The following is a 12,696-nucleotide window of genomic DNA, read 5'->3' on the forward strand; positions in this document are numbered from 1 at the left end:
CGTCAGGAGAGGATAGCGCCGGCTGGCCTGGAGGGACAGGCAGGGCGGCTATCGCATGGCCAGCTGGCGGTCGTCGCGGTCGCAGGCCAGGTAGGCGGAGCCCTCGAGCCACTCCTGATCGGGGTAGTAGACGAACAGGTACTGCTCCTCCTTGATGCTGTCGATCAGCGGGTAGGTGACCTCCTGGCGCACCGCCGGGCAGCCGTGGCTGCGCCCCAGGCGGCCGGTCTGCTCGATGAACGACTCGCTGACGTAGTCGGCGCCGTGGATGACGATGGCCCGCTGGTAGGCCAGGTCGTTGATGCCGGTTTCCAGCCCCTCGAGGCGCAGCGAGTAGCCGTTGCGGCCGTAGTAGGTGTTCATGGTGCGGAACAGCCCCAGGCTCGACTGGTAGCTCTCCGGGACGTTGGAGAAGGTGGTGGCCATGGCATCGCCGGAGCCGCGGCCGTGGGAGACCAGCTCCTCGAACATCAGCTCGTCGCGGCCCAGGTCGAAGACCCACAGCCGCGGCTCGGTGGAGGGCAGCGAGTAGTCGATCACCGCCAGGCGCTCGGCCTCCGGGTCGGCGCAGGCCAGGGCATTGGCGGCCAGGGACAGCACCCGGGGGTCGGCCGCCGGCGCCAGGCGGGTCAGCCGCTGGTCCAGGGGCTGGTGGTCGAGTACCTCGGGATGGAGCGCCTGGGCGAGAAAGGTGTCGGCGTGGGTCGGGGCGGTGGCCAGCAGCGCGGCGGCGGCCAGCAGGGGAAGCGGAAGCAGCGATCGGGTCATGGCGAAGGGTACCTTGAACAACATCGGCCGGGCGGGGTGCCGCGCCCTCGCGCCCTGGCCGTCAGGATGCCTGGCGGGGCCGACTTCCCTGCGGCCCCGCACCTGGCGCTATTATGGGGGGAGGCAGCGGGAAAGCCAATTTAGCTGTCAACGATAAAAGGAGTCGAACATGCAGGGAATTGTCGCCATCCTCGCCGTCACTGCGCTCATGCTGTCGGGCGTCGTGGCCGGAGACGACAGGCACATGGCGGCGCAGGATCCGCTGCAGGTCGAGATCGCCCGCCTGGCAGCCGATGAACAAGCCCCGCTACGCGACTTCTATGCCGCCCGGGCGCATCGCCCCGCCTGGGTCGAGCGCCGCAAGCTCGCGGCCTTCGCCGAGTCCCTGCAGACCCTGGAGGGCGACGGCCTGGATCCGGGCGACTACCGGGCCGATCGGCTGGTCGCCGAGCACCGGCGGCTGGAGGAGGCGGGCGCCGCCGTCGAGGCGCGGGCCCGCTTCGACCTGCAGGCCACCCGGGTGCTGCTGGCCGCGCTGCATCACCTGCAGCGGGGGCGGCTGGATCCCCGCGAGGTGGATCCGGACTGGGAGGTGCCCATCGAGGCGCCTCCCCTCGACCCGGCGATGATCTCCCGGGCGGTGGATGGGCAGCGCTTCGAGCAGGCCTTTGCCGAGGCGCGGCCCGACTTTGCCCCCTACGAGCGGCTGCGCAGCGGGCTGGCCCGCTACCGCAACATCCAGCGCCTGGGCGGCTGGCCGCCGCTCCCCGACCAGCCGCGGGTGCTGCGCCCGGGGGACGAGGACGAGGCGGTGGCAATGCTGCGCGAGCGGCTGGCGATGGAGGGGGCGCTCGAGGTGATGGTGGCGGATGCCGGCACCCTGCCGGGAGCGGCGCTCGAGGCCCCGCCGGCGAACCGTTACGACGCTCCCCTGGAGGCGGCGGTGCGGCGCTTCCAGCGGCGCCACCTGCTGGAGGTGGATGGCATCGTCGGCCCCCAGACCCGGGCGGCCCTCAACGTGCCGGTGGAGGCGCGCATCGACCAGATCCGCGTCAACCTGGAGCGTGCCCGCTGGCTGCTGCACGGCCTGCCCGAGGCCTTCGTGCTGGTGGACATCGCCGGCTACCAGATCAGCTACTTTCGGCCCAGCGGCGAGATCTGGCGCTCGCGCATCGTGGTCGGGCGACCCTACCGGCGCACACCGTCGCTGCGCTCGGAGATCACCCACATGACCGTCAATCCGACCTGGACGGTACCGCCCACGATCCTGCGCGAGGACGTGCTGCCCCGGGTGCGTCGCGATATCGGCTACCTGTGGCGCGAGCGGCTCCAGGTGCTCAGCCCCTCCGGCCGCCCCCTCGACCCCTGGGAGGTGGACTGGCAGAACCCCGGCAACATCATGCTGCGCCAGGCGGCGGGGCCCCGGAATGCCCTGGGCCAGGTGGTGATCCGCTTCCCCAACGACCACCTGGTCTACCTGCACGACACCCCGGCCCAGGGGCTCTTCGCCCGGGAACAGCGCGCCTTCAGTTCCGGCTGCATCCGCGTGCAGGGGGTGCTGGAGTTCGCCCAGCTGCTGTTCGACGATACCGGCAGCGACCAGGACGTGCGTTCGCTGGTGGCCAGCGGCGAGACCCGCAACGTGTCGCTGGCCAGCCGCATGCCAGTGATCCTGCACTACTGGACGGTGCATGCCGACGAGGATGGCGAGCTCGCCTTCCGCCCGGATATCTACGAGCGCGACGGGGCGCTGCTGCGGGCCCTCGACCGGCCGCTGGCGCTCTGACCCGCTCGCGGCCAGGCGGCTACTCGTACCCCTTGGCCTGCAGCCGGAACAGCCGCGCATAGCGGCCGTTGGCGGCCATCAGGCTCTCGTGGTCGCCCTGCTCGAGGATCTCGCCGCCGTCGATGACCAGGATCAGGTCGGCGGCGCGCACCGTGGAGAAGCGGTGGGAGATGAGGATGGTCATCTTGTCCCGGCTGTGCTGGCGGAAGTCGGCGAACACCGCCGCCTCGGCGGCGGCATCCATGGCCGCGGTGGGCTCGTCCAGCACCAGGATATCGGCGCTCTCGCGCATGTAGGCCCGGGACAGGGCGATCTTCTGCCACTGGCCGCCGGAGAGCTCCTGGCCGCCCTTGAACCAGCGGCCCAGCTGGGTGTGGTAGCCGCCGGGCATCGAGGCGATGAAGTCGTCGGCCAGGCCGCGCCGCGCCGCCTCCTGCCAGCGGGCCTCGTCCTCGAAGGCGGCCACGTCGCCGGCGCCCAGGTTCTCGCCCACCTTGAGCTGGTAGCGCACGAAGTCCTGGAAGATCACCCCGATCCGCCGGCGCAGGGTGCGGATGTCCCAGTCGCGCAGGTCGCTGCCGTCGAGCAGGATGCGCCCCTCGGTGGGTTCGTAGAGCCGGGTCAGCAGTTTGATCAGGGTGGTCTTGCCGGAGCCATTGGCCCCCACCAGTGCCAGGCTCTCACCCGGCCTGAGGTGCACCGAGATGCCGGATAGCGCCGGGCGCTCGGCCCCCGGATAGGTGAAGCCCACCCCTTCGAAGCGGATGCCGTCGCCGGGGCGCGCCCCTTCGGTGAGGGTGCCCCGGTCGGCGGGCACCGGCTGCTCCAGGTACTCGTAGAGGTTCGACAGGTAGAGGTTGTCCTCGTACATGCCGCTGACCGAGGTGAGGCTGGCCGAGAGCGCCGCCTGGCCCTGCTTGAAGACCATCAGGTACATGGTCATCTCGCCCAGGGTGAGCCCGCCGGTCACGGTCTCCACCACCACCCAGGCATAGGCGCCGTAGAAGGCCAGGGTGCCCAGCAGCCCCAGCACGAAGCCCCAGCTCTCGCGGCGCAGGGTCAGGCGCCGGTCCTCGCCGTAGAGGGTGTCGAAGATCCGGCGGTAGCGGTCGAGCAGCAGCGGTTCCAGGCCGAACAGCTTGACCTCCTTGATGCTGTCCTCGCGGGCCAGCACCGTCTCCAGGTACATCTGCATGCGGGTCTGGGGCGAGCGCCAGCGGAACAGCCGGAAGGCATCGCCGGAGAACTTGGCCTCGGAGAGGAACACCGGCAGGGCGCCGACCACCAGCACCAGCAGCGCCCAGGGCGAGAACTGCACCAGCAGCACCCCGAAGCTGGCCAGCGAGATGCCGTTCTGGGCGAGGCCGAAGGTCTTGTTGACCAGCCCCAGGGGGCGGATCGACGCCTCGCGACGGGCCCGGGTCAGCTTGTCGTAGAACTCCGAATCCTCGAACTGGGCCAGGCTCAGGGTGCCCGCCTTCTCGAGGATCATCACGTTGACCTTCTGGCCGAGCAGGGCGCGCAGCAGCGACTGCTGGGCGGAAAGGCCGCGCTGGGCCAGGGCGATGGTGGCGATCACCACCGCCTCGGCGAGCACATAGCGCAGCACCGGCCACCAGTCGACCTCGCCGGTCTCGGCATGGTGGGCCATGGCCGCCACCACCGAGTCGACGATCAGCTGGCCGATCCAGGCCGCCAGCGCCGGCAGCACACCGGCCACCAGGGTGCAGGCCGCCAGTCCCAGGGTCAGCGGCCGGGAGGTCTGCCACACCAGCGCCAGCGCGCGACGGCTGTAGCGGAACACGCTGAAGAAGGCCGCCAGGCGATTCTCGGGCGGGGGCGCGGGGCGGGGGCGGCGCATATGGGGGGAAGACACCGGGGGACTCCGTAGCGAGGATGGGGTGGGCCACAACCGCTGCGCCCCGCACGGGGCGGGGCGCAGGCGGGTCGTCTGGCGGGCGGGACGCTAGTCGTCGACCTCGTCGCGACGGGCCTGCGCCACCACCGTGCCGGTCTGGCCGCTCTGCAGGGCGGCCAACAGCGGTTCGGCCTGGCGCTGGAAGGCCATCAGCTGCTCCCCGGTGAGGCTCTTGTTCTCGGGGAGCTTCACCTTCATGGGATCGACCTGGCTGTTGTTGACCAGCACCTCGTAGTGCAGGTGGGGGCCGGTGCTGCGTCCGGTGTTGCCGGAGAGGGCGATGCGCTCGCCCATGGTCACGCGGTCGCCGCGGCTGACCAGCGGCCGGGACAGGTGCAGGTAGCGGGTCCGGTAGCCGTTGTCGTGACGCACCACGATATAGCGTCCGGCGGCCGGGTGGTTGCCGACCTTCTCGACCCGGCCGTCTGCCGGCGCCCGGATCGGCGTGCCGATGGGCATGGCGAAGTCGGTGCCCTTGTGGGGGCTGATGCGGCCGGTGACCGGGTGCTTGCGGCGCGGATTGAAGTTCGAGCTCAGCCGGTAGCTGCCCTCGAAGGGGTAGCGGTTGAACGCCGGGTCCAGGCTCTCGCCGTCGGGGGTGTAGAAGTTGTTGTCGGTGCCGTTGCGCACCAGGGTCAGGTCGAGGCGCTCGCCCTCGTACTGCACCGCCAGCACCCGCGGGTCGAAGCTGTCGCCATCGATGATGTCCGATTCGACCAGGACCTGGAAGCGATCGCCGCGACGGGTGTCGCGGCGGAAGTCGAGTTTCTTGCTCAGCACGCGGGTCAGCTCGGTGACCTCGGTGCTCGAGAGGCCGGTGGCCTGGGCCGAGCGGGCGAAGCTGCCGCTGACCGTGCCGGCGAAGAGGCGCTGGGTGGCCTCGCCGGCGCGCTCGATGGTGGCGACGTCGAAGCCGTCCGCCTCGTCGCGCTCCACCAGGAAGCCGCTGCGGGCGTTGCGCATCAGGCGCAGGGCCAGCAGCCTGCCGTCCTCGTCGAGCTGGTAGTCGAAGCTGTTGCCGGCGCGCCAGCGCGTCAGGGCGTTCTGGTCGGGGAGCTGGTCGAGCAGGCGCAGCACCTCGCTGTAGCCGAGCCCCAGGTGGTTCTGGGCCATCACCGCGAAGGTGTCGCCCTGCTGGACGGTATAGGTCTGCCACTCCGGCACGTAGGGCTCGGCGGCGGCGATCTCCTGCTCCAGCAGGATCGGGCCCTCATCGAACAGCGCCAGCTCCTCGTCGGGCACCTCCTCGTAGGAGGTGGCGTCGGCAACCAGGCCGCCGTCGTGGTCGAGCATGCCGCTGCCGATGGTGCCGATGACCACGGCCATGTGCACGGCGCCATCGTCGAGCCGTGACGGCTGCGGCTGGCCGGGCGCCTCGGCGGGGCGGGCCAGGGCCAGCGGCACCTCGGGGTCGGCGCCGGCAGCGCTGGCCGACTCGATGAGGTCCAGGTCGACGATCTCCGTGGCCGTCAGGCTGGCCAGGGGCACATGGGAGCGGGTGGCATCGAGGGCCTGGGTGGCGATCTCGATGGCGTCGGCAACGGGGCTTCTGTCGAAGGTCAGTGAGGGGAGGCCGGGCCTGGCATCGGCCTCGAGGGGAACGAGCACGGTGTCGAGCGTCTGATGGGTGCGCTGGACATCCTGGTAGGTGGTGACGATTTTCTGTGCGCCCAGCACGGTGACCATGGTGGCGACCGGCAACAATAACAGCTTGTGCGTGCGGGGCAGCGAATGGAGGATTCGCAGCATGGGTAAAGGCCAGTGAATAGATGAAAAAGTCGAAAATAGGCATCAGAACCATAACCCATGATGTATGGTCTGCCTAGGCTGTACGTACGTACAGGGATGTGCCGAGCCGTGCATCCAGGGAGGAAAGGGGGGCGGCGTCGGAGTAAGAGAACGTTGTTTTCCAACCCCTATGGTGGGGCGGGTCGGGGGAGAAATCAACCCCGACCCGCGGCGGGGCGGCGGGCGAACCGGGGGTCAGGCCCCGGTCAGGGTGCCGTCACGGTAGTCGCGCAGGGCCTGTTCGAGCTCCGCGTGGGTGTTCATCACGAAGGGGCCATAGTGGGCCACGGGCTCATGGTGGGGGGTGCCCGTCAGCAGCAGGGCCTGGCCGCCTGCGGCGCTTGCCAGTGCCAGTTGGTCGCCGCCGCCGAGCCGTGCCAGGTGGCCCGCCGGCACCGCGGCATCGCCCACCTCGAGCTCTCCCTCGACCACGTAGACCAGCAGGGTGGGGGCATCGGCCCGCAGGTGGAGGGCGCCACCCGCGTCCAGGCGCACATGGGCCACGCCGCCGTGGCCGGCGAGGGCATCCAGCGGCCCCTCGACGCTTTCGCCGTCGTCGCGTGACCAGTGCCCGCCCAGGGCGATCAGCTCGGCACCGCCACCGCTCAGCCGCGGCATCTCGCTGGCGCGCACGTCGCGGTAGCGGGCGGGGCTCAGCTTGTCCTTCGCCGGCAGGTTCAGCCACAGCTGGAAGGCGTGCAGCCCATGATGGTCGGTGAGCGGCATCTCCGAGTGGATGATGCCGCGGCCGGTATGCATCCACTGGGCGTCGCCGGCGTTGATGGTGCTCGAGTGGCCCAGGTGGTCCTCGTGGGTCAGGCCACCGTGGATCACGTAGGTGAGGGTCTGGATGCCGCGGTGGGGGTGGGGCGGGAAGCCGCCGATGTAGTCATCGGGACGGTCCGACCCCAGCTCATCGAGCATCAGGAAGGGGTCCAGGCCGCCGCCGAAGTCGTGGATGCGGCGGATCTTGACCCCGTCGCCATCCTGGCTGGGCTGGCTGGGCTGAAGGTGGTCGACCTGGCGAAGGACTGGGGATGTCATATGAGTGCCTCGAACGGTGATGAGGATATGACTGGCATTCTAGGCCGGTTTTTTCGAAGATTAAGCGCATAGTTTTGCTTGGTTCATTCGAGGAGTTCGAAATGTCACGCGTCACCCTGGCCCAATGGCAGATGCTGGCGGCGGTGGTCGACCACGGCGGCTTCGCCCGTGCTGCCGAGGCGATCCACAAGAGCCCCTCCACCCTCAACCATGCGGTGCACAAGCTGGAGGAGCTGCTCGGCGTCCAGGTGCTGGAGCCCGTCGGCCGCCAGGTGCGGCTGACCGAGGCCGGCGAGCTGCTGCTGCGCCGTGCCCGGCAGCTGATCGAGAGCGCCGCCGCCCTGGAGGACGTGGCCGGGCGACTGGCGGAGGGGCTGGAGGCAGAGGTGGTACTGGCCGTGGACCAGGTCTTCCCCTCCGATGCCCTGGCCCGCGCCCTGGAGACCTTCTCCGAGTCGTTCCCCCACGTGCGGGTCCAGCTCCACGAGACGGTGCTCAACGGCGGTATCGAGATGCTCTATGACGGCAGCGCCGACCTGGTGATCTCCGGCCTCTCGGCCCAGGGCTTCCTGGGCGAGCCGCTGGTCACGGTGCGCTTCCTGGCGGTGGCCCATCCCGACCACGCCCTGCACGGGCTCGATCGCCAGCTTGACCTGCGCGACCTGGTGCAGCATCGCCAGCTGGTGGTGCGCGACTCGGCGCAGCGGCAGTCTCTCGATTCGGGCTGGCTCAAGGCCGAGCAGCGCTGGACGGTCAGCCACCTGGAGACCTCCATCGACATGGTGCAGCGTGGCCTGGGCTTCGCCTGGCTGCCGGAGACGCGTATCCAGGCGGCCCTCGCGGCGGGGCACCTGAAGCCGCTGCCGCTCTCCGCCGGTGGGGTGAGGGAGATTCCCGTGCAGCTGATCCACCGCGACCGTGACCGGGCCGGGCCGGCGACACGAGCCATGGCCGCGGCCCTGACCCGGGAGGCAGGTCGCTGCCTGATCGGGGATGGTTCGTCTTTATCGAATGGTTGAGCCCAGAATATGCGCTGAAGCGTCGATGAAATCGCTCTATGCTGTGGGAGATTTCAATCCAGCGGCGTTCGGCGCCAGACGAGGAGGAGGTGACGCATGGGCCTGTTGATCGACGGCAAGTGGCACGACCAGTGGTATGACACCGACAAGCACGGCGGCGAGTTCGTGCGCGAGTCCGCCAAGCTGCGCGACTGGGTGACCCGCGACGGCAGCGAGGGGCCCGACGGCCAGCCGGGGCTGCGCGCCGAGGCGGGGCGCTACCACCTCTATGTCTCGCTGGCCTGCCCCTGGGCCCACCGCGTCATGATCCTGCGCAAGCTCAAGGGGCTGGAGGACCTGGTCGGCCTCTCCCATGTCAGCCCGCTGATGCTCGACCAGGGCTGGACCTATGAGGAGTCCGAGGGCTCGAGCGGCGATCCGGTCAACGGCGTGGCCTACCACCGCGAGCTCTACACCCTGACCGACCCGCACTACACCGGGCGCGTGACGGTGCCGGCGCTGTGGGACAAGCAGGGCGGGCGCATCGTCAACAACGAGTCGGCCGAGCTGCTGCGCATGTTCAATGGCGCCTTCGACGACCTGACCGGCAACCGCCTGGACTTCTATCCCGAGGACCTGCGCGAGATCATCGATGCGGTCAACGCCGACGTCTACGACCACATCAACAACGGGGTCTACAAGTCGGGGTTCGCGACCGAGCAGGCGGTCTACGAGAAGCACGTGGTGGCCCTGTTCGAGGCGCTCGATCGCATGGAGGCGCGCCTGGCCGAGCATCGCTACCTGGCCGGCGAGTGGCTGACCGAGGCCGACATCCGGCTGTTCACCACCCTGATCCGCTTTGATGCCGTCTACCACGGCCACTTCAAGTGCAACCTGCGCCGCATCGAGGACTACCCGAACCTCGCGAACTACGTGCGCGAGCTCTACCAGTGGCCGGGCATCGCGGAAACGGTGGACCTCGACCACATCAAGCGCCACTACTACTACAGCCACGACACCATCAACCCCACCCGCATCGTGCCCCACGGCCCGCTGCTGGAGCTCGAGCGCCCCCACGACCGCGAGCGCCTGCCGGGCCAGGGCATCCGCGAGAAGGGTTAACGGTGCTTCGCCAGCCAGCGATGCCCCATTGCTTTGCTTGCAAAGGGCTGCCTCGGTTTTCGGCGCCATTGGTTCCTGCTGGTGGGAACTGTGCTTTGCCCGGCAATAGCAGTGCTGCCAAGGCAATAGGCGACAGGTGGGAGCCCGATTTATCGGGCGATGGATGGGTTGCCAGTGTCTGAGGGGTGATCGGCAATGCCAACACCTCCATCGCCCGGGGGACCCGGGCTCCCACAGCTGCCAATCGCGCGATGAACTGGACTTGCCAATAGTCTCAGGCGTTCTTCGCCAGCCAGCGGTCCAGGGCGTTGGCGAACTCGCGGCGGTCGCCGTCGGAGTAGGCCTTGGGCCCGCCGGTATGCTCGCCGCTGGCGCGCATCGTCTCCATGCTCCTCTTGTATCAGCCGCATCTGGCCCGAGTGCAGATGCGTCATGGGTCAGGTGTTTCTGGCCAGCCAGCGGTCCAGGGCATTGGCGAACTCGCGGCGGTCGCCGTCGGAGTAGGCCTTGGGCCCGCCGGTATGCTCGCCGCTGGCGCGCATCGTCTCCATGCTGCTCTTGTATCAGCCGCATCTGGCCCGAGTGCAGATGCGTCATGGGTCAGGTGTTTCTGGCCAGCCAGCGGTCCAGGGCGTTGGCGAACTCGCGGCGGTCGCCGTCGGAGTAGGCCTTGGGCCCGCCGGTATGCTCGCCGCTGGAGCGCATCGTCTCCATGAAGTCCCGCATCTGCACTCGTGCGCGGATGTTGTTCTCGTTGAGGGCCTCGCCGCGGGTGGTCATCACCTTCGCGCCGCGCTCGATGGCGGCCATGGCCAGCGGCAGGTCGGAGGTGATCAAGAGGTCCCCCGCCTGAATGCGATCGACGATCTCGTCATCGGCGGCGTCGAAGCCCTGGCTTACCGCCAGCGACCTGACCCACTTCGAGCGCGGTAAGGGTACCGTATGGTTGGCCACGAACCAGGTGGGGGTGGCGGTGCGTTCGGCGGCGCGCACGATGATCTCGCGCGCCACCTTGGGGCAGGCGTCGGCATCGACCCACAGGCTGGGCATGGCATCTCCTCGAAGTCGCGGGCGGCCACCGAAAAGGCTGGCCAGGGCAGGGTGGCGATGGTAGCATGCGCGCTCCTCGCATGTGTTGACCCCACCATCATGTACGACGCCATCGCTGCCGGTCACCGACCGAACACAGCATGGGCGCCGCAACGCCAGGCCCAGCGCCAACGCTGCCAGCCACAAGCGTTCGAATTGTGTAGATGGAGCGCCACCGAGATCCCGCCACCCGGGCGAGATCGGCGCAAACGGTCGCCACAGGGCCCCTGGTCGCCATCCCCGATGGCACGGGCCCGATGCCAGGTGCGACCGGCGTCCCCGACTCCGATGTCCCGTGCTGCCACCCTCGAGGGCGCAGCGCGCCTGACCGTATTGCTCGCGTCAGGGACGCCAATGAAATTCTGCCGGTGACCCCGGCCTACCAAGGTGTGATTAATGACCTCGACTTCTGTCGCCTCGCCGAGCTTCGGTGATCTGGCCCTGCTGCCTGCCGTCCTTTCTGCCGTCCAGACCCTGGGCTACGAGACCCCGTCGCCGATCCAGGTGCAGACCATTCCTGCCCTGCTGGAAGGTCGCGACATGCTGGGCCAGGCCCAGACCGGTACCGGCAAGACCGCGGCCTTCGCCCTGCCGATCCTGTCGCGCCTCGAGCTGACCCGTCGCGAGCCCCAGGTGCTGGTGCTGGCGCCGACCCGCGAGCTGGCCCAGCAGGTGGCCGTCTCCTTCAGCAAGTACGGCCAGAACCTCCAGGGCCTGGAAGTGGCGACCCTGTGCGGTGGCCAGGAGTACCGCGAGCAGCTGGGTGCCCTGAAGCGCGGCGCCCAGGTGGTGGTGGGCACCCCGGGCCGGGTGATCGACCACCTGGATCGCGGCAGCCTGAAGCTCGACGGCCTGACCTCGCTGGTGCTCGACGAGGCCGACGAGATGCTGCGCATGGGCTTCATCGACGACGTCAAGCGCGTGGTCGCCGATACCCCCAAGGACGCCCAGCGGGTGTTCTTCTCCGCGACCCTGCCGACCGAGATCGAGCGCATCGTCAACCGCTACCTGGTGGACCCGGTGAAGGTGGCCATCGAGTCGCGCACCACCACCGGCGAGAATATCGAGCAGCGCCTGGTGCGCGTCGATGGCGGTGCCAAGCTGGAGGCGCTGTCGCGCATCCTCGAGGTCGAGCCGGTGGATGCCGCCATCGTCTTCGTGCGTACCCGGGCCGCCTGCACCACCCTGATGGAGCAGCTCTCCGCCCGCGGCGTCAACGTGGCCAGCCTCTCCGGTGACCTGGACCAGAGCCTGCGCGAGCGCACCATCCAGCGCCTCAAGCGCGGCAAGGTCGACGTGCTGATCGCCACCGACGTGGCCGCCCGCGGCCTCGACGTGCCGCGTATCACCCACGTCTTCAACTACGACCTGCCCCAGGACTCCGAGGCCTACACCCACCGCATCGGCCGTACCGGCCGGGCCGGGCGTACCGGCATCTCGATCACCTTCGTGGGCTTCCGCGAGGGCCGCAAGGCGGGCTGGATCGAGCAGGCCACCGGCCAGAAGATGACCGAGATGGAGGTGCCCGACGAGGCGGCCATTCGCGCCCATCGCGACGAGGTCTTCCACCAGAAGGTGATCGCCGCGCTGACCGCCGGTGCCGAGGAGCAGCGCGCCCTGGTGGGCCGCCTGGTCGAGGAGGGTTACGACCCCATCGAGCTGGCCTGCGCCTTCGCCCGCCTGGCCCGTGCCGACGAGGCCCCCATCGGCCGCATGCAGGCGCCGCGCAAGGAGGCCCGCAACGATCGCCCGACCCGCGACGGCAAGCCGCCGCGTGCCCGGGACCGCGGTCCCAGCGAGGGCATGACCCGCTACCGCGTCGCCGTGGGCCACAAGGACGGCGTCAAGCCCGGCCAGCTGGTCGGGGCGCTGGCCAACGAGGGTGGCATCGAGGGCGCGCGCATCGGCCGCATCGATATCCGCACCTCCTTCTCCGTGGTGGAGCTGCCGAGCTCGCTGCCGGCCAGCATCCTGGCCAAGATGGCCCGCGCCCGCGTCGCCGGCCGTCCCCTGGAGATCAGCGAGGACCGCGGCGCCCCCGAGCGTGCCCCGCGCCGTCGTCGCGAGGACGGTGACGCGCCGATCCGTCGTCCGTCACGCGCCTGACGACCCGCCGCTGACGGCCCGGCGGCTCGCGCCGCCGGCCTGACCGCACAGCGCCCCGCACCGGAAACGGTGCGGGG

Annotated in this window: 11 protein-coding genes; 4 read left to right on the forward strand and 7 right to left on the reverse strand. The window is 69.6% G+C overall.

The annotated features are described in order from the left end of the window. Positions 1-48: 48 nt before the first annotated feature. A complete protein-coding gene (locus BDK63_RS10820; RefSeq protein WP_183331785.1) occupies positions 49-768 on the reverse strand; it encodes a murein L,D-transpeptidase catalytic domain family protein in 720 nt (239 codons plus the stop codon). Between the two features lie 169 nt (positions 769-937). Here BDK63_RS10820 and BDK63_RS10825 point away from each other — a divergent pair, with 169 nt between their 5' ends. Continuing rightward, positions 938-2,554, forward strand: a complete 1,617-nt coding sequence (locus BDK63_RS10825) for a L,D-transpeptidase family protein (RefSeq protein WP_246386042.1) — start codon at positions 938-940, stop codon at positions 2,552-2,554. Positions 2,555-2,573: 19 nt separating this feature from the next. Here BDK63_RS10825 and BDK63_RS10830 read toward each other — a convergent pair whose 3' ends face one another. The 3 genes from BDK63_RS10830 to BDK63_RS10840 form a co-directional block, all read right to left on the reverse strand. Next, complete coding sequence (locus BDK63_RS10830; protein WP_183331928.1) at positions 2,574-4,415, reverse strand: ABC transporter ATP-binding protein; 1,842 nt, start codon at positions 4,413-4,415, stop codon at positions 2,574-2,576. Positions 4,416-4,520: 105 nt separating this feature from the next. Continuing rightward, a complete protein-coding gene (locus BDK63_RS10835) occupies positions 4,521-6,221 on the reverse strand; it encodes a peptidoglycan DD-metalloendopeptidase family protein (RefSeq protein ID WP_183331787.1) in 1,701 nt (566 codons plus the stop codon). A 234-nt stretch (positions 6,222-6,455) separates the two neighbouring features. After that, the gene (locus tag BDK63_RS10840; RefSeq protein WP_183331790.1) at positions 6,456-7,304 is read right to left on the reverse strand and encodes a pirin family protein; all 849 of its coding nucleotides are present in this window, start codon (positions 7,302-7,304) and stop codon (positions 6,456-6,458) included. Between the two features lie 101 nt (positions 7,305-7,405). Here BDK63_RS10840 and BDK63_RS10845 point away from each other — a divergent pair, with 101 nt between their 5' ends. Further along, entirely contained in the window at positions 7,406-8,323 is a 918-nt protein-coding gene (locus BDK63_RS10845; protein WP_183331792.1) for a LysR family transcriptional regulator, read from the forward strand. 96 nt (positions 8,324-8,419) lie between these two features. After that, positions 8,420-9,424, forward strand: a complete 1,005-nt coding sequence (locus BDK63_RS10850; protein WP_183331794.1) for a glutathione S-transferase family protein — start codon at positions 8,420-8,422, stop codon at positions 9,422-9,424. A gap of 274 nt (positions 9,425-9,698) precedes the next feature. Here the strand turns inward: BDK63_RS10850 and BDK63_RS10855 are convergent, their stop codons facing one another. From BDK63_RS10855 to BDK63_RS10865, 3 genes are read right to left on the reverse strand one after another with little or no spacing between them, the layout of a single operon-like run. After that, complete coding sequence (locus BDK63_RS10855) at positions 9,699-9,812, reverse strand: DUF188 domain-containing protein (RefSeq protein WP_425485955.1); 114 nt, start codon at positions 9,810-9,812, stop codon at positions 9,699-9,701. Between the two features lie 49 nt (positions 9,813-9,861). Continuing rightward, positions 9,862-9,975, reverse strand: a complete 114-nt coding sequence (locus tag BDK63_RS10860) for a DUF188 domain-containing protein (RefSeq protein ID WP_425485956.1) — start codon at positions 9,973-9,975, stop codon at positions 9,862-9,864. A 49-nt stretch (positions 9,976-10,024) separates the two neighbouring features. Next, positions 10,025-10,474: a YaiI/YqxD family protein gene (locus BDK63_RS10865; RefSeq protein WP_183331796.1), complete on the reverse strand. Its 450-nt coding sequence runs from the start codon at positions 10,472-10,474 to the stop codon at positions 10,025-10,027. Between the two features lie 435 nt (positions 10,475-10,909). On the opposite strand from BDK63_RS10865, the gene BDK63_RS10870 reads away from it, so the two are divergent. After that, positions 10,910-12,619 (forward strand): DEAD/DEAH box helicase, encoded by a 1,710-nt coding sequence (locus BDK63_RS10870; protein ID WP_183331798.1) that lies wholly within the window; start codon positions 10,910-10,912, stop codon positions 12,617-12,619. Positions 12,620-12,696 lie beyond the last annotated feature (77 nt).

Source organism: Halomonas campaniensis, assembly GCF_014193375.1.
Lineage (GTDB): Bacteria > Pseudomonadota > Gammaproteobacteria > Pseudomonadales > Halomonadaceae > Halomonas > Halomonas campaniensis.